This is a genomic window from Streptomyces sp. NPDC056628, assembly GCF_042792555.1.
Lineage (GTDB): Bacteria > Actinomycetota > Actinomycetes > Streptomycetales > Streptomycetaceae > Streptomyces.
In genome coordinates, this window is sequence record NZ_JBHTWG010000001.1 from 617,989 (window position 1) to 635,402 (window position 17,414).

General features: G+C 72.1%; 13 protein-coding genes. 6 read left to right on the forward strand and 7 right to left on the reverse strand.

The window, feature by feature from the left end; all coding sequences use genetic code 11:
• Positions 1-534, forward strand: a complete 534-nt coding sequence (locus ACFRAC_RS02775) for a GNAT family N-acetyltransferase (protein WP_382919741.1) — start codon at positions 1-3, stop codon at positions 532-534.
• Here ACFRAC_RS02775 and ACFRAC_RS02780 read toward each other — a convergent pair whose 3' ends face one another.
• A complete protein-coding gene (locus tag ACFRAC_RS02780) occupies positions 535-1,581 on the reverse strand; it encodes a chitinase (RefSeq protein ID WP_382919743.1) in 1,047 nt (348 codons plus the stop codon).
• Between the two features lie 189 nt (positions 1,582-1,770).
• Here ACFRAC_RS02780 and ACFRAC_RS02785 point away from each other — a divergent pair, with 189 nt between their 5' ends.
• Both ACFRAC_RS02785 and ACFRAC_RS02790 read left to right on the forward strand, forming a co-directional pair.
• Positions 1,771-2,778, forward strand: coding sequence for an aldo/keto reductase (locus ACFRAC_RS02785; protein ID WP_382919744.1), 1,008 nt, complete (start codon positions 1,771-1,773; stop codon positions 2,776-2,778).
• Positions 2,779-2,819: 41 nt separating this feature from the next.
• Positions 2,820-3,419: a TetR family transcriptional regulator gene (locus ACFRAC_RS02790; protein ID WP_382919745.1), complete on the forward strand. Its 600-nt coding sequence runs from the start codon at positions 2,820-2,822 to the stop codon at positions 3,417-3,419.
• Positions 3,420-3,423: 4 nt separating this feature from the next.
• On the opposite strand, the gene ACFRAC_RS02795 is transcribed toward ACFRAC_RS02790, so the two are convergent.
• The 3 genes from ACFRAC_RS02795 to ACFRAC_RS02805 form a co-directional block, all read right to left on the reverse strand.
• Positions 3,424-4,047, reverse strand: coding sequence for a GNAT family N-acetyltransferase (locus ACFRAC_RS02795; RefSeq protein ID WP_382919747.1), 624 nt, complete (start codon positions 4,045-4,047; stop codon positions 3,424-3,426).
• The gene (locus tag ACFRAC_RS02800; protein WP_382919749.1) at positions 4,044-4,259 is read right to left on the reverse strand and encodes a hypothetical protein; all 216 of its coding nucleotides are present in this window, start codon (positions 4,257-4,259) and stop codon (positions 4,044-4,046) included. The genes ACFRAC_RS02795 and ACFRAC_RS02800 overlap by 4 nt, the downstream gene beginning before the upstream one ends.
• Before the next feature lie 485 nt (positions 4,260-4,744).
• Positions 4,745-6,190 (reverse strand): MFS transporter, encoded by a 1,446-nt coding sequence (locus tag ACFRAC_RS02805; protein WP_382919751.1) that lies wholly within the window; start codon positions 6,188-6,190, stop codon positions 4,745-4,747.
• A 79-nt stretch (positions 6,191-6,269) separates the two neighbouring features.
• Between ACFRAC_RS02805 and dusB the strand changes: the two genes are divergently transcribed.
• Positions 6,270-7,412 (forward strand): tRNA dihydrouridine synthase DusB, encoded by a 1,143-nt coding sequence (gene dusB, locus ACFRAC_RS02810; protein WP_382919753.1) that lies wholly within the window; start codon positions 6,270-6,272, stop codon positions 7,410-7,412.
• On the opposite strand, the gene ACFRAC_RS02815 is transcribed toward dusB, so the two are convergent.
• From ACFRAC_RS02815 to ACFRAC_RS02825, 3 genes are all read right to left on the reverse strand, one after another.
• The gene (locus ACFRAC_RS02815; protein WP_382919754.1) at positions 7,413-9,224 is read right to left on the reverse strand and encodes a sulfatase-like hydrolase/transferase; all 1,812 of its coding nucleotides are present in this window, start codon (positions 9,222-9,224) and stop codon (positions 7,413-7,415) included.
• Positions 9,225-9,387: 163 nt separating this feature from the next.
• Positions 9,388-11,328: a glycogen debranching N-terminal domain-containing protein gene (locus ACFRAC_RS02820; RefSeq protein ID WP_382919755.1), complete on the reverse strand. Its 1,941-nt coding sequence runs from the start codon at positions 11,326-11,328 to the stop codon at positions 9,388-9,390.
• Positions 11,325-12,770, reverse strand: coding sequence for a hypothetical protein (locus ACFRAC_RS02825; RefSeq protein ID WP_382919756.1), 1,446 nt, complete (start codon positions 12,768-12,770; stop codon positions 11,325-11,327). The genes ACFRAC_RS02820 and ACFRAC_RS02825 overlap by 4 nt, the downstream gene beginning before the upstream one ends.
• A 121-nt stretch (positions 12,771-12,891) precedes the next feature.
• Between ACFRAC_RS02825 and ACFRAC_RS02830 the strand changes: the two genes are divergently transcribed.
• Entirely contained in the window at positions 12,892-14,088 is a 1,197-nt protein-coding gene (locus ACFRAC_RS02830) for an ROK family protein (protein WP_382919758.1), read from the forward strand.
• 429 nt (positions 14,089-14,517) lie between these two features.
• Positions 14,518-17,238 carry a pyruvate, phosphate dikinase gene (gene ppdK / locus ACFRAC_RS02835; protein WP_361344590.1) on the forward strand — a complete coding sequence of 907 codons (2,721 nt, stop codon included), beginning with the start codon at positions 14,518-14,520 and terminating at the stop codon, positions 17,236-17,238.
• Positions 17,239-17,414: the final 176 nt, after the last annotated feature.

Genomic DNA, 17,414 nt, shown 5'->3' on the forward strand with positions numbered 1-17,414 from the left:
ATGGAGACGCCCCTGGCCGGCGCGCGCCTCTCCGACGGGGAGATCACCCTGTCCCCGCTCGGGCCGGACGACGCGCCGGCCCATCTCGCCGGCGAGGACGAGCAGTTGATCCGCTGGCTCAGCGGCGGGCCCGGCACCCCCGAGGGCGTCGCGGCCTATCTGCGGCACTGCGCCGGACAGTGGGCGGGCTCCGGCTCCCTGCGGGCCTTCGGCATCCGCGTGGACGGCGGCCGGACGCTCACGGGGACGATCGACCTGCGCTTCGCGGCGGAGGGCCTCACCCTGGGGCAGGTCAACGTCGCGTACGGCCTCTACCCGGCCTGGCGCGGGCGGGGCCTCGCGACCCGGGCCGTCCTGCTGGTCTGCCGGTACGCCGCCGCCGCGGGCGCCCGGGCGGCCGTCATCCAGGTCGAGCCGGGCAACGCGGCGTCCGCCGCCGTGGCCCGCCGGGCGGGGTTCACCCCCGGCGGGCAGCGGTTCGCGGACGACGGGACCCTGTTCGACCGGTACGTCAGGGAGCTGGGCAGTCCGTGATCAACGGCCTTGCAGAGCCTTGACGCTGTCGCCGAAGGTCCAGTTCCTCGAGCCGTCCCAGTTGAGCGACCAGGTCATCAGGCCCTTGAGGGCGCCGCCGTAGTGCCGCCAGGCCTCACCGACCTGGGACGGCGACATGTGGCCGCCGCCCGCGCCGGGCTGCGCGGGCAGGCCCGGCACCTGCTTGTCGTAGGGGACCCTGATGGTGGTGCCCTGCACTGCAAGGCCCTTGTCGAGACAGTCGGTCTGGGCGACGAAGCCCTCGACGGTGCCGGCCTGGTAGGAGTCGCCGGAGCAGCCGTACATGCTGCCGTTGTAGTACTGCATGTTCAGCCACCACAGGCGCCCGTTGTCGGCGTACTTCTTGATGATCGGCAGGTAGGCGCCCCAGATCGAGCCGTAGACGACGCTGCCGCCCGTGACATACGCCGTCTCCGGGGCCATCGTCAGGCCGAAACCGGACGGCATCCGCGCCAGGACGCCGTCGATGACGCGGACGAGGTTGGCCTGCGACGCCGACAGCTGCCCGATGTTCCCGCTGCCGGTCAGGCCCGTCTCGATGTCGATGTCGATGCCGTCGAAGTTGTACCGCTTCAGGATCGGGACGATCGTGTCGACGAACCGGTCCGCCACCGCCGTCGAGTTGAGATCGATGCCGGCGGTGGCGCCGCCGATCGACATCAGGATCGTGGCGCCGGCCGCCTTCGCCGCGCACATCTCCGCGGGGGTGGCCACCTTCACCCCGCTGTCCATGCCGTCCTCCCACAGCGCCGTGCCGTCGGAGCGGATGACCGGGAACGCCGCGTTGATCACGTTGTAGCCGTGCCGCGCGATACGGGAGTCGGTGATCGGGGTCCAGCCGAACGGCGGGTGGACGCCGTTGGCGGCGCCGTCCCAGTTCTCCCAGTAGCCCTGGAGCACCTTTCCGGCCGGTTTCGGCTTCACGGCACAGGTGTCGGCGGCGGACGCGGGGCCGGCGACGGGGAGCTGGGCGAGAGCGGCCGTCGTCAGCGCGACGGCGAGCACGCGCAGGGCGCGGCGGAGCATACGGGCCTCCCGGTGGGGGGTGCGGTGAGGTGTCGTAGGCATGACAGTGCTCGTGGTCCAGACCTTTCGTCAAGAGGTCTGGACCAGCGTTCCGAGTGAGTGAGCCGGATGGCGAATAACAAATAACAAATAACAGATGACAGATGACAGATATTGAAATCTGTCAGCCATTGCGGCACAGTGGAGGACATGACGATGCCAACCCGACCCCTCGGAACCACCGGCCCCCAGGTCTCCGCCCTCGGCCTCGGCTGCATGGGCATGTCGGCGCTCTACGGCGACGCGGACCGGGCCGAGTCGATCGCCACGATCCACGCCGCCCTGGACGCGGGCGTGACCCTGCTCGACACCGGCGACTTCTACGGCATGGGCCACAACGAACTCCTGATCGGCGAGGCCCTGCGCACGGCGCCCGCAGAACTGCGCTCGAAGGCCCAGGTCAGCGTGAAGTTCGGCGCGCTGCGCGGCCCCGACGGCGAATGGAGCGGCTACGACGGCCGGCCCGTCGCCGTGAAGAACTTCGCCGCCTACTCCCTGCAGCGCCTCGGCGTCGACCACATCGACGTCTACCGGATCGCCCGGCTCGACCCCGACGTGCCCATCGAGGAGACGGTGGGCGCCATCGCCGAACTGATCGAGAAGGGGCACGTCCGGCACGTCGGCCTCAGCGAGGTCGGCGCCGAGACGATCCGCCGCGCCGCCGCCACCGCGCCCGTCACCGACCTGCAGATCGAGTACTCCCTGATCTCCCGCGGCATCGAGGAGGCGATCCTGCCCACCACGCGCGAGCTGGGCATCTCCATCACCGCCTACGGTGTGCTCTCCCGCGGACTGATCTCCGGGCACTTCACCCGCGACCGGCAGCTCGCCGCGCACGACTTCCGGGCCCACTCGCCCCGCTTCCAGGGCGACAACCTCCAGCACAACCTGGACCTCGTCGACGCGCTGCGGAGGATCGCCGAGCGCAAGGGCGTCTCCGTCGCCCAGATCGCCATCGCCTGGGTGCTGTCCCGGGGCGAGGACATCGTGCCCCTCGTCGGCGCCCGCACCCGCGAGCGGCTCACCGAGTCCCTGGGCGCCCTCGACGTCACCCTGGACGAGGCGGACCTGACGGCGATCGAGGAGGCGGTGCCCCCGGGCGCCGCGGCCGGCGACCGCTACCCGGCCCCGCAGATGGCCCACCTGGGGACCGAGTAGTGCCCGCGGCGCCACACGACACGCCGGGTACCGTCTAGGGCATGCCACCGACGTCTCCGACCCTGACCGCCGAGCGCATCCTCGAAGCGACCGAGGAGGTGCTGCGCCGCCACGGCCCCGCCAAGGCCACCGTGGTCGACGTGGCCCGCGCGCTCGGCGTCAGCCATGGCAGCGTCTACCGGCACTTCCGCACCAAGGCGGCGCTGCGGGAGGCCGTGACCAAACGCTGGCTGGACCGGACGACGGGGCTCCTGGCGGACATCGCCGGGGCGCCCGGCCTCGACGCGGAGACCCGGCTGCGGGAATGGCTCGCGGCGCTGTTCGCCGCCAAGCGCCGCAAGGCGTTCGACGACCCGGAGCTGTTCGCCACGTACTCGGTGCTGACCACCGAGACCGCCGAGACGGTCGTGAGCGAGCACATCGCCGACCTCATAGGCCAGCTCACCGCGATCGTCCGGGACGGCGTCGCGTCCGGCGCCTTCACCGTCGCGGATCCGGCCGTCGCGGCCGGCGCCCTCTTCCGGGCGACCGACCGCTTCCACGACCCGCACTACGCCCGGGAGTGGGAACAGCCCGGTGTGCAGGACGACTTCGACGCCCTGGTGGACCTGCTGATCCGGGGAGTACGGGCCCGCGTCTGAGCCGTCACCCGGCGCCGGACGTCTCCGTCGTCCGCCCCAGGTAGGTGACCGGACCGGCGTCCGGCACCGGTATCTCGTGGAAGCCCAGCCGGTCGTAGAAGGCTCGCGCGGGGGTGTTGGCGGTGACCATGCACAGATGGACGGCCGGGACGCCGCGCTCCCGCAGGGCCCCGAACAGGGTGTGCATCAGCGTCCGGCCGTACCCCCGGCCCTGCCAGCCGGGCAGCAGGTCGATGTGCAGATGGGCCGGATAGGCGGCCACCTCCGGCACCAGCATGCGCTCCGGGGTGTGCAGCAGACGGGCGATCTCCTCGTCCGGCGTGCGGGGTTCGGCCGGATCCGGGTAGCGGCCGGCGATCCGCGGCAGCCACGTGGTCCGGTAGTCCCGCACGAAGCGCGCGGTGTCCGCCGTCCCCACGACATAGCCGACGGCCCGCCCCCGGCCGTCGTCCAGCACGAACGCCAGCTCCGGCTCCAGGACGACGTACGGCAGCGCGAAGGCCGCCGGGAAGACGCCGGGGTCCTCGTAATGCGGCCGGCTGTCCCCGCCCAGATGCGCCGTGCGCACACAGATGTCCTCGACCGCCTCGCGGTCACCGGGCTCGTACAGGCGGACATGACTCGTCATTCGCGCTGCGTCTCCGTCGGGTCCACGGTGGCCTGGTGGGCCTCCGCCAAGTGCTCCTCGGCCTTCAGCCACGGCAGGAACTGCGCCGCCCTGCGCCACCCGCAGGTCTCGCATCTCAGCGTGCGCTGCGGCCCCTTGCGCACGACCCGCACGACATGCGCCCGCCCGTGCTGGTCCCAGCGGCTCACCTTGCTCGTGTTGATCTCCAGCATGACGCCTCCAGCGTCCGGGGACAACGGCCCGTGGGGCGGGGCCGCGCAGCAAGGAGTGTGCAGTAACGCCGGGGACGGGCGAAACCCCTTCGGGTCAGTCACGGCGGATGAAGCGTGCCGACGACGAGGCCGGAAAACCGGGGTGGCGGACGCCGGGACGGCACCTGGGGGCAGTTCGCCGGGCGGGACCAGCAGGGCGGCGCCGGACAGCCGAGAAGACAGACGGCCGCCGTCCCCGCCGACACCGCGCCGTCGGCGGCGTACCACTTCAGGCCGGGCAGTCAGGTCCGGACGACGACCTGGTCGAGCAGCCGGACCCCGCTCCGGGCGCGCGGGAGGGGACGCACCGCTGTTGATCGTGTCCCCCGAAGGCCGGATGACGCCGGATGGTCCGACCGGAGTCCTGGGTCGTGCGAAGCGCGGAACAGTAACGGCCCTTGCGCACCCGGTCATTGGCGCTTCGATCGGGGCGGCGCCCTGTACCGCTACGCCCCCGCCCGAGAAGCCTCCCGTGTCTCCCGGGCCTCCAGGGACTGCGCCGTGCGGGCCGCTGTCGTGCGGGCCCAGGGGCCTGTGGTGAGGAGGCCCACCAGGAGGACGAGGAGGCCGCAGGCGGCGACGATCCACCAGGCGGGACGGGCCGCGGTGACGAAGGCCGTGCGGTAGGAGGCCGTGCCGACGCCGGAGGCGAGGACCGCGCCCACCACGGCGACGCCGAGGGCCTGGCCGAGCTGGCGGCTGGTGGAGGCGACGGCGGCGGCGACGCCCGCCTGGGCGCGCGGCATGCCGGAGACCGCCGTGTTGGTGATCGGGGCGTTCACGAAGCCGAAGCCGAGACCGAACAGGACGTAGCCGAGGACGAGCGTGGCGTTCGTGGTCTCCGCCTCGAACGCGGCGAACAGCACCCCGCACACCGTCATCGACACGCCGGCTATCAGCAGAGGCAGACGGGGCCCCCGGTTGCCGACCACGCGTCCCGCCAGCGGTGCGCACACGAAGCACAGCGCGGCCATCGGGAGCATCCACAGGCCCGCGTGGAGTGCGTCGAGACCGCGCACGTTCTGCAGGTACAGCGTCGACAGGAACAGGAACCCGCCGAGCGCCGCGAACGCGCTGACCGCTATCACCGTCGCCCCGCTGAACGGCGCCGAGCGGAAGAACCGCAGGTCGATCAACGGCTCGGTGCGGCGGGGCTCGTAGAGGAGGAGGGAGATCAGGGCCGCCAGGGCCAGGCCCCCGAAGGCCAGGACCTCCGCGGTCGGCGCGGTCGGCGCCTCGATGATCGCGTAGGTCAGCGCGCCGAAGAGCACGATGACCAGCACCTGCCCGACCGGGTCGGCACGGCGCGGCTTCGCGGCCCGGGACTCGGGGACGAAGCGCAGCGTCAGCAGAAGGGCCGCCAGCCCCACCGGCAGGTTGACCCAGAAGATCGACCGCCAGCCGACCGTCTCCACGAGCAGGCCGCCGATCAGCGGTCCGGCCGCCATGGAGACGCCGACCACGGCGCCCCACACCCCGATCGCCCGCGCCCGTTCGCGCGGGTCAGTGAAGGTGTTGGTGATGATCGACATGGCCACCGGGTTGAGCATCGACCCGCCCACGGCCTGGACCATGCGGAAGGCGATCAGCGCGTTCAGGCCGGGGGCAAGGGAACAGAGGGCCGAGCCGATCGTGAACACGACCAGGCCCGCCATGAAGACGCGCTTACGGCCGATGCGGTCCGCCGTCGAGCCCGCCAGCATCAGCAGGGAGGCGAGGACGAGGGTGTAGGCGTCGATCGTCCACTGCAGACCCGACGTGCTCGCGTGCAGATCGCGCTGGAGCGCGGGCAGTGCCACGTTGAGCACGGTGTTGTCGAGGCTCACGATCAGCAGACTCATGCAGCAGATCGCGAGGACCAGCAGACGTCGGCGGTGGGACGGCTCGGGCATGCGGTCCAGCGTACGCCGACTTCAATAGTGCGTCTAACTAATGACCGTGGCATCCTTCGGCATACGCGACAATGGGTGGATGCCCACGACCGTCCCGCCCGTGCAGATCGGCCCGCACACCGTCCGGCCGCCCGTCGTCCTGGCCCCCATGGCCGGGATCACCAACGCCCCCTTCCGCACCCTGTGCAGGGAGTTCTCCGGCGGCAAGGGGCTGTTCGTCAGCGAGATGATCACCACCCGGGCCCTGGTCGAGCGCAACGAGAAGACCATGCAGCTCATCCACTTCGACGCCAGTGAGCGGCCCCGCTCCATCCAGCTGTACGGCGTCGACCCGGCCACCGTCGGCAAGGCCGTCCGCATGATCGCGGAGGAGGACCTCGCCGACCACATCGACCTGAACTTCGGCTGCCCGGTCCCCAAGGTGACCCGCAAGGGCGGCGGCTCCGCGCTGCCGTACAAGCGGAACCTGCTGCGCGCGATCCTGCGCGAGGCCGTCAGCGGGGCCGGCGACCTGCCGGTCACGATGAAGATGCGCAAGGGCATCGACGACGACCACATCACCTACCTCGACGCCGGCCGGATCGCCGTCGAGGAGGGCGTCACCGCCATCGCCCTGCACGGCCGCACCGCCGCCCAGCACTACGGCGGCACCGCCGACTGGGACGCCATCGCCCGCCTGAAGGAGCACGTCCCGGAGATCCCCGTCCTCGGCAACGGCGACATCTGGTCGGCCGAGGACGCCGTGCGGATGGTGCGCGAGACCGGCTGCGACGGCGTCGTGGTCGGGCGCGGCTGCCTGGGCCGGCCGTGGCTCTTCGCCGACCTGGTCGCCGCCTTCGAGGGGCGCCCCGGCGACATCGCCCGCCCGTCGCTGCGCGAGGTCGCCGACGTCATGGTCCGGCACGCCACCCTGCTCGGCGAGTGGATCGGCGACGAGGCCCGCGGCGTCGTCGACTTCCGCAAGCACGTCGCCTGGTACCTCAAGGGCTTCGCCGTCGGCTCCGAGATGCGCAAGCGGCTCGCCATCACGTCCTCGCTCGCGGAGCTGCGCGCGGGACTGGACGAGCTGGACCTCGACCAGCCCTGGCCCGCCGGCGCCGACGGCCCCCGCGGCCGTACCTCCGGCAACAACCGGGTCGTCCTGCCGGACGGCTGGCTGAAGGACCCGTACGACTGCGCGGGTGTCGGCGAGGACGCCGAGCTGGACACCTCCGGGGGCTGATCAGCCCTTCGACGGGTGCGGGGTCGAGCCGAACGCCGTGAGGAACCGGTCCCGGAAAGCGTCCATACGCCACACCGGGGCGTCCTTGGCGGGCTTCAGGCCCTCCGTCCAGCGCCAGCCGGCGATCTTGTCCAGCACCTTCGGGTCCTTCGCCACCAACGAGATCGGCACATCACGGCTGGCCCGCTCGCCGCTGACGCGGGCGATCGGCTGATGGTCGCCGAGGAAGACGAGCACGGTGTCCTTGGTGCCGTAGCGCTCCAGCCACTGCGTGAGGCTGGTGACCGAGTACTGGATCGACCGGCCGTACTCCTTCCGGGACTCGGCGGAGTCGGTGATGATGTCCGACGGCCTGCGCCCCGCCTTCTCGATCGGCCCGAACACCGAGCCGTCGCCCACGTCGTCCCAGTCGACCGTCTTCGGGATCGGCGCCCAGGGCTGGTGGCTGGAGGTCAGGATGACGAACGACATCAGCGGCCGGTCGTGCGGGCGGCCGTGCACCTGGCGCTGGAACGCCTCCAGCGCGTACTGGTCGGGCATCGTCGACCAGCTGAACTTCGGCCCCCGGTACCCGAGATGGAAGGCGTCGTACACCCGGTCCAGGCCGTACCACTGCGACTCCGGCCAGCCCTTCTGCACGCCCGGCATCACCCCGACGGTGTCCCAGGCGCCGGTCTTCTGGAAGGCGCGGGTCAGCGTGAGGTGGTCGCCCGCGGTGACGGTGCGGTAGCGCCGCTGATTGTCGACCCACAGGCCCGACATGGTCGTGGAGTGCCCGAGCCAGCTGCTCCCGCCGTACGTCGCCGACGTCAGCCATCCGCTGCGCGCGTGATAGCCGGCCGCCGCCAGCGCCTCCGTGCTCGTGTCGAGGGTACGGCCCACACCGGGCGCCATGACCGGGTCCTCCAGCGCGCTGCGGCCGTAGCTCTCGATGAACGTGAAGACCACGTCCTTGCCCCGCAGATCGCGCAGCAGTTCGTCGGGCGGCGTGTTCCCGAACGTGTCCGCCTTCGCGGTCTCGGCGAACGCGGCCTCGTCCCGCAGCGACTCCACCGTCCGCACCGCGTGCGCCTTGAGGACGCCGGCCGCGCGGTCGGAGGCCACCGGCAGGCCCGCGATCTGCAGCCCGAGCGCGGCGCAGACGACCCAGACCGCCCCGGCGGCGAGCGCGCCCCGCCCGGCCCGGACCCGGTGCCGGGCCAGCAGGTTCGCCAGCCGGACCGTCGCCGCGGCCATCACGGCGATCAGCAGCAGGGCCAGTACGGCGAGGCCGACCGCGGCACCGGTCGCCATGGCACCGCCCAGCGTGTCGGCGACGTACGACTTGGCGTCGGGCAGCAGGTCCCAGTCCAGCGCGGCGTTGAAGCCGCGGCCCAGGTATTCGTTGAACCCCATGTCGAGCAGGTCCAGCAGGGTCACCACGGCGATCCCCACCCCGTACAGCACCGCCGCCACCAGCCGGGGCCGCCGGGGCAGCACGACCATCACGGCCACGCCGAGGATCGCCTCCGCCGGTATCCGGGTGAACCGGTCCGGCCGCAGCCCGGAGAACGTGTTCGGCAGGAGCAGCGCGCCGATCACGAGGAGCGCGGCGAGCGCCGTGACCGACAGGCTCAGGACCCGGGCGGCGGTGGGATACCGGGTGCGCCAGGCACGGAGGCGGGCGAGACGGGACCCGGAGGCGGACGGGCTCTCCTCGGCCGCCCCCACGGCCCCGGAGCCGTCCCCGCTCTCGTCGCCGGCCGGAGCGGGCGGCGCGCCGGTGGAGTCGTCGTCGGGGCGGCGCCGGCTGAGGCGTGTGAAGACAGGCACCCGGAGGTCCTTCCGTACGAAACCCGGTGGGGTGACGTACCCGGCGTGGGGGCCCGGGTCCGCCGTCGTTCCGTACGGGCGGGTGACCGGGTGCGTTCACGCGGCCGGGCCGGGACCCGGCAAACAGCGCGCAAACACTCGGCCAACTCCGGCAACCGTGGTGCTAGGCGCCGCCGACCGCGGTGAGCAGGGCCAGCGGGGCCGCCGCCGAACGGGATTCACGGACGCACGCGTGCGGGTACGGCACCGGGCCCGCCGGATGCGTGTCGCGGCCGTAGCCCGCGATCACCTCCGGCAGCCGGTGCCCGGTCGCCATCGCCGCGTCGACGAGCCCGTGCGCGACCGCGCGGGCCTCGTCGTGCAGCCCGTAGCGGGCCAGGCCCAGGGCGATCAGCGCGTTGTCGTGCGGCCAGACCGAACCCCGGTGGTAGGAGAGGGGATGGTAGGCCGCCTGGCCCGAGGCCAGCGTGCGCACGCCCCAGCCCGAGAAGAAGTCCGGCTCGAGCAGCCGCCGGCCCACCGCCTCGCCGTACTCCTTGTCCAGCAGCCCCGACCACAGCAGATGCCCGGCGTCCGACGCCAGCGCGTCGAGCCGGTTGCCGTCGCCGTCCAGGGCCAGCGCGGGAAAGTCGTGCTCCCGCATCCAGAAGTCCCGCTGGAAGCGGTCGCGCAGATCACCGGCCGCCTGCTCCAGCAGCGCCGCGTACGTCTCGTCGGCCCACACCGTGCGCGCCAGACCCGCCGTGCGGCGCAGGGCGTCGTACGCGTAGCCCTGGGCGCCCGCGGCCATCACCGGGCCGCCTGGACGGGTGCCGTCGGCGGAACAGATGGCGCCGGGGGAGTCCTTCCAGTTCTGGTTGGCGAGGCCGCCGCGGTCGGCGCGGTACACCAGGTAGCCGCGCGAGGTCAGCCCGCCGTGGTCCAGCATCCAGCCGATCGCCGCGCGGGCGTGCTGCTCCAGCCGCCGGGCCGGCGCGGTGTCCCCGGTCTGCTCCACGTACGCGCCGAGGACGACCAGGAAGAGGGGCGTGGCGTCGACCGAGCCGTAGTAACGGGCGTACGGGACCTGCCCGAAGTGGGCCAGCTCGCCGTGCCGCACCTCGTGCACGATCTTGCCGGGCTGGGCGACGGACTCGGCGTCGGTCGTCGTCGCCTGGGTCGCGGCCAGGGCGGACAGCACGGCGGCGGCCGGCCGCGGGTGGTACGGCAGCGCGAACAGCGAGGTGAGCAGGGCGTCCCGGCCCAGCAAGGTCAGGAACCAGGGGGCACCGGCCGCCGGCACCCGCAGGTCCTCCCCGTCCACGCCGGTCGCCGGGACCTGGAGCGCGGCCAGGTCCGCCAGACCCCGGGCACAGGCGGCGGCCAGCTCGGGCCAGCCGGTGGGGAAGGCGACCCCCTCCACGAACTCGCCCTCCTGAGCCAGCAGTTGATCGGCGAGCGCGCCGGGGGAGCGGGGCACCCGTAAAGCCCGCGCGTCACCGTGCGGACGGGCCATCACCCGCAGGGTCAGCTCGCTCGTGCCGTGCGGTTCCAGGTCCAGGGACCACACCAGACGGCGGGCCCCGGTCCCGGTCTCCTCGACGGCGTCCGGCTCCGGGTCGGCCGTCACGGTCGTCGTCGACCGCCAGGTGCCGCGCCGGTAGCCGAACTCCACGCCGTGCTCCAGCACGTGACGGAACCGGGTGGCGCCGGACTTCACGTACGTGCGGTGGTCGGAGCGCAGTTCGAACTGGTCGGCGAAGTCCGCGTCGGCGGTGACCGCGAGGCGGATCGTCGTCGGGACGGGACGGTTGCTGGTCACGCGCAGGCACTCCACGAGCGAGCCGTCCCCGACGGCCTGTTCACGGAAGAGGGTGTAGGCGGGCGGCTCGGACCGCCCGCCGCGCGGGACCAGGACACAGCGCGCGGTGTCCCCCTCGGCGACCGGGGTCAGTGCCTCGGGCACCGCCCCGTCCACGGTGAGCTGCCAGCGGCTGAGGTGCCGGGCGTCGCGGACGAACAGCCCGTCCGGGGAGCCGATGCCCCGTACCCCGCTGATGTCCCCGCCGTCGCCGACGGCCGCGAACGTCCCCCCGTACACGAGCAGATGATGCCGGTCCGTCATCGCCGGTCCCCTCCCTTGACTCCCTTGGTTTCCTTGACTTCCTCGAACCCCCCGACGGCGGCGGACGCGTCGGCACCGCCGGCCCGGTCGTGCAGCAGGTCGAGGGTGAGCGCGGCGGTCCAGCCGAAGCCGGTGGCCCCGCAGGCCGCGCCGGTGTACGGATCGACGTACTCGGCGAAGTCCGAGGCGGTGGCGAGGTCCAGCAGGGCCGTGCGCAGGGCGCCGGCCCGCTCGTGCTCGCCGTGGACGCGCAGGCCCCGCTCCAGCAGCCAGCCGGTGTTGAACCAGGCCGGGCCGCGCCAGTAGCGGTGCGGGTCGAAGGCATCGCCGAGAAGGTCGTAGGACGGGGCGAGGCGGGTGGAGGTCCCGAGGCCGAAGTGCGGGCCGTGGGCCGTGCGCACCAGCCGGGCGGCGATGTCGCGGGGCAGCGTGGGCAGCATTAGGGGGATCAGCCCGGACACGCAGCGCTCGGGGATCAGACCGCCGCCGCGCACGTCGCGGCAGAGGAACATCCCCCGCGCCGGGTCCCAGGTGCGCGCGATCAGCGCCGCCGTGAGCCGCTCGGCGCGCGCCCACCGGGCCGTGCCGGTCGCCCCGAGCTCCCGCGCGATCCGGGCGAGCGCCTGCTCGGAGGCGATCAGCAGGGCGTTGAACGCCGGGTCCTCGACGGCGAACTCCCCGGCGCCGTCGGCGTATCCCCCGTCCCGGTAGTCGGCGGCCAGCCGCACGTACCGCCCGTAGTCCAGGTCCGTCGGACGGTCCTCCGGCGAGCCGTGGTCGAGGTCGGCGCGGCGGAACGTACGGGCCGGGGCCGGGGTGACTCGGGACAGCGGGGCGTCCCAGGCCGGACTGTTGTCCATGCCCTGCTCCCACGGGTGCACGACGCACGCCAGACCGCCGCCGCCCAGGTCGCGACGGTGCAGCAGATAGCGGTGCCAGGCGGCCAGCCGGGGGTACACCCGGGTGAGGAAGCCGCGCGCCCGGGACAGTCCGGGGTCGGCGCAGTGCACCAGCCAGGCCGCCAGGGCGTGCACCGGTGGTTGCACGATGCCGGAGGTCTGTACGGTGCGCGGGGCGCCCGTCGCGCGCCCCGCGGTGGAGGAGCGCCAGAAGTCGGGGCTCGGGAAGTACGCGTCGAGCGGGACGGAGGGGTTGAAGACGATGTGCGGGATCCGCCCGTCCCCCCACTGGGCGCCGAGCAGCGTCTCCAGCTCGGTCTGCGCCCGTAACGGCGAGACGTGCCGCAGACCGATCGCGATGAACGCCGAGTCCCAGGACCACTGGTGGGGATACAGGCTGCGGGCGGGCACCGTGGAGCCGCCGGTCCAGTTCTCCGCCAGCACGCGGGCCGCCCTGACGTGCGGCGCGTCCGCGTCGGGCGGTGGATCGTATGCGATGTCAGCTGTCGTGCGACGTGCCGTGAGTTGGGCGGTGCGATCCACTCGGGACTCCCCGAAAGATGTCCGGCCGACCGTGTTCGGTCAGGGCCACCGTAGAGTTACGCCTATTTAACACGCAAAACTCAATATGTAATGCAAACTTGAGAAACACAAGGGGGTGTGCATGAGCGCACGGGGTCAGGTCAGCGCCGGGGAGCTGCTCCAGCTGGTGCGGAGCGGACGGGCCGTCACACGCGGTGCGCTCCAGCAGGCCACCGGGCTGTCCCGGGCCACCGTCGGACAGCGCCTCGACCGGCTGTTCCGGGCGGGCTGGCTGCGCGAGGGCGCCGGGGGACCGGTGGACTCCCCGCTCGGCGGACGCCCTTCCATCACCCTGGAGTTCGACGACTCCCACGCCGTGGTGCTCGCCGCCGACCTGGAGACACGGCACGCGCGCGCCGCCGTCCTGTCGCTGACCGGCGAGATACTCGCCGAGCACAGCGGCACCCTGGTCGTCGAGGACGGGCCGGACGCGGTGCTGGGCGACCTCGGCCAGTGGTTCGGCGCACTGCTGGAGAAGGCCGGGCACCGCGCCGAGGAGGTCTGCGGCATCGGGCTCGCGGTCCCCGGGCCCGTCGACACCGCCTCCGGCCGTGTGGCCCAGCCGCCGATCATGCCGGGCTGGGACGGCTACGACATACGAGGACGGCTGGCCCGGGCCTTCACCGAGGCCACGGGCGCCCCGCCGGTCCCGGTCCTCGTCGACAACGACGCCAACCTCATGGCGTACGGCGAGCAGCGCGCCGGCTTCCCGGACTGCTCGGCGTTCGTGCTGGTCAAGGTCTCGACCGGCATCGGCGCCGGCGTCGTCGTGGACGGTTCGCTCTTCCGGGGCGTCGACGGGGGCGCCGGCGACATCGGGCACATCCGGGTCGGCGCCGAGGCGCGGTGCCGGTGCGGTTCGTACGGCTGTCTCGCCGCCGTCGCGAGCGGGGGCGCCGTGGCCCGGCGGCTGGCCGAGGACGGGGTGCCGGCCGCCTCCGGCTCGGACGTGCGGGACCTGCTCGCGGCCGGGCACCCGGCGGCGTCCGCGCTGGCCCGGGAGGCCGGGCGGCAGGTCGGGGACGTGCTGGCGACCGTGGTCACGCTGCTGAACCCCGGGGTGCTGATGATCGCCGGGGACCTGGCCGGGACGGCGTTCCTCACGGGGGTGCGCGAGCTGCTGTACCAGCGGGCGCTGCCGCGCTCCACCGCTCATCTGCACGTGGTGACCTCGCGGCTGGGGGAGCGGGCCGGACTGGTGGGGGCCGGGGCGCTGGTCGTGGAGCATCTGTACGCGCCGGAGCGGGTGGAGGAACGTCTGGTGGCGCTGGGTGTGTGACCCCTGGTCGCGCGGGGTGTGTGACGTCCGCGTTTCGGCCGCGTGACACGTCCGCATGGTGAAATCCCGGTCCATGTGGCAGCGTGATTCTCGCCACCCTTGATAAGGATGTCGCTCAGATGAGCGGATCTTGAGCGGCTGCACTTCTCCAAGGGGTGGCACTCCGTGCCACGCCATGATCGTTCATCGATCGAACTCAGACGTGCGGTAAGTAAGCTCATCTGAGCGCGGCAGTCCGCCTTTGCGCGGTAGTGCGTTCAAGAAGTGAAAACATTCGCCCGTCCTGGCTTGCCAAGCTTTGACTTTCGATCCACTGGCGGACGGGTGGTTACAGGCGCATGACGCGTCGGTGGACGTACCCAGGGGCCTTCGATCTGGGTATGTTCCTCGCCGTCAGGGCAGCCACCACGTCCTCGAGGGAGTCGAGCCGTGTCGGAAAACAAAGATCCTCACGTAACGAAGTTTGTTTACGACTTCACCGAGGGAAACAAGGACCTCAAGGACCTCCTGGGTGGCAAGGGCGCCAACCTCGCCGAGATGACCAACCTGGGACTTCCCGTGCCCCCCGGCTTCACCATCACCACCGAAGCCTGCAAGGTCTACCTCGACAGCGGCGAGGAGCCGGCGGCACTGCGTGACGAGGTGAGTGCGCACCTCGACGCCCTCGAGCAGAAGATGGGCAAGCAACTCGGCCAGGCCGACGACCCGCTGCTCGTCTCGGTCCGCTCCGGCGCGAAGTTCTCGATGCCCGGCATGATGGACACCGTCCTCAACATCGGTCTCTCCGACAAGTCCGTGCAGGGCCTCGCCAAGCAGGCCGGCGACGACCGCTTCGCGTGGGACTCCTACCGCCGCCTCATCCAGATGTTCGGCAAGACCGTCCTCGGCGTCGACGGCGACCTCTTCGAGGAGGCGCTGGAGAAGGCGAAGGAGGCCAAGCAGGTCACGGTCGACACCGACCTGGAGGCCGCCGACCTCAAGAAGCTGGTCACCGCCTTCAAGAAGATCGTCAAGAAGGAGGCCGGCCGGGACTTCCCGCAGGACCCGCGCGAGCAGATGGACCTCGCCATCAAGGCGGTCTTCGACTCGTGGAACGGCGACCGCGCGAAGCTGTACCGCCGCCAGGAGCGCATCCCGCACGACCTCGGCACCGCCGTCAACGTCTGCTCGATGGTCTTCGGCAACCTCGGCCCCGACTCCGGCACCGGCGTCGCCTTCACCCGCGACCCCGCCTCCGGCCACCAGGGCGTCTACGGCGACTACCTCCAGAACGCCCAGGGCGAGGACGTCGTCGCGGGTATCCGCAACACCGTGCCACTCGCCGAGCTGGAGACGATCGACAAGAAGTCGTACGACCAGCTGATGCAGATCATGGAGACGCTGGAGAACCACTACAAGGACCTCTGCGACATCGAGTTCACGATCGAGCGCGGTCAGCTGTGGATGCTCCAGACCCGCGTCGGCAAGCGCACCGCGGGCGCCGCGTTCCGCATCGCCACGCAGCTCGTCGACCAGGGCCTGATCGACGAGGCCGAGGCGCTCCAGCGCGTCAACGGCGCCCAGCTCGCCCAGCTGATGTTCCCCCGCTTCGACGAGACCGCGAAGGTCGAGCAGGTCGGCCGCGGCATCGCGGCGTCGCCGGGCGCGGCGGTCGGCAAGGCGGTGTTCGACTCGTACACGGCCGTGAAGTGGTCCAGGTCCGGCGAGAAGGTCATCCTGGTCCGCCGCGAGACCAACCCCGACGACCTCGACGGCATGATCGCGGCCGAGGGCATCCTCACCTCCCGCGGCGGCAAGACCTCCCACGCGGCCGTCGTCGCGCGCGGCATGGGCAAGACCTGTGTCTGCGGCGCCGAGGAGCTGGAGGTCGACACCAAGCGCCGGCGGATGACGGTGCCGGGCGGCCACGTGGTGGAGGAGGGCGACGTCATCTCCATCGACGGCTCCTCGGGCAAGGTCTACCTCGGTGAGGTCCCGGTCGTCCCGTCCCCGGTCGTGGAGTACTTCGAGGGCCGGATGCACGCAGGCGCCGACGACGCCGACGAACTCGTCCAGGCCGTGCACCGGATCATGGCGTTCGCCGACCGCAAGCGCAGCCTGCGGGTGCGCGCCAACGCCGACAACGCCGAGGACGCGCTGCGCGCCCGCCGCTTCGGCGCGCAGGGCATCGGCCTGTGCCGCACCGAGCACATGTTCCTCGGCGACCGCCGCGAGCTGGTCGAGCGCCTGATCCTCGCCGACACGCAGGAGGACCGCGAGGCCGCCCTCGCGGAGCTGCTCCCGCTGCAGAAGAAGGACTTCGTCGAGCTGTTCTCGGCGATGGACGGGCTGCCGGTGACGATCCGTCTGCTCGACCCGCCGCTGCACGAGTTTCTGCCGGACATCACCGAGCTGTCGGTCCGCGTGGCCCTGGCGGAGTCCCGCCAGGAACCCCACGAGAACGAACTGCGCCTGCTCCAGGCCGTGCACCGCCTGCACGAGCAGAACCCGATGCTGGGCCTGCGCGGCGTACGCCTCGGCCTGGTCATCCCCGGCCTGTTCACCATGCAGGTCCGGGCGATCGCCGAGGCGGCCGCCGAGCGCAAGAACGCCAAGGGCGACCCGCGCGCCGAGATCATGATCCCGCTCGTCGGCACGGTCCAGGAGCTGGAGATCGTCCGCGACGAGGCCGACACGGTCATCGCCGAGGTCGAGGCGGCGACCGGCACGAAGCTGAAGCTGTCGATCGGCACGATGATCGAGCTGCCGCGCGCCGCGCTGACCGCCGGTCAGATCGCCGAGGCGGCGGAGTTCTTCTCCTTCGGCACGAACGACCTCACCCAGACGGTGTGGGGCTTCAGCCGCGACGACGTGGAGGCCTCCTTCTTCACGGCGTACCTGGAGAAGGGCATCTTCGGCGTCAGCCCGTTCGAGACGATCGACAAGGACGGCGTCGGCTCCCTGGTCGCCGCCGCCGCGAAGGCCGGCCGCGCCACCCGCCCCGACCTGAAGCTCGGCGTCTGCGGCGAGCACGGCGGCGACCCGGAGTCGGTCCACTTCTTCCACGAGGTGGGTCTGGACTACGTCTCCTGCTCCCCGTTCCGCATCCCGGTGGCCCGCCTGGAGGCCGGCCGCGCGGCGACCCAGTCGGAGGGCAGCGACCACCGCTGACCCACCCCCGATCCCGGAGCCGCCGTCCGTCCCCGACCCTCAGCACCGATGGGCGGCGGCTCCGGAGCACCAAGAAGGGCGGCACCCTGTGCGGGGGTGCCGCCCCTCCCTGCATCATCTGCGGAGACTGTCAAGCTACGTCGCTGACCAGGTAAAACAGCGTTTGCTGGCGTTGG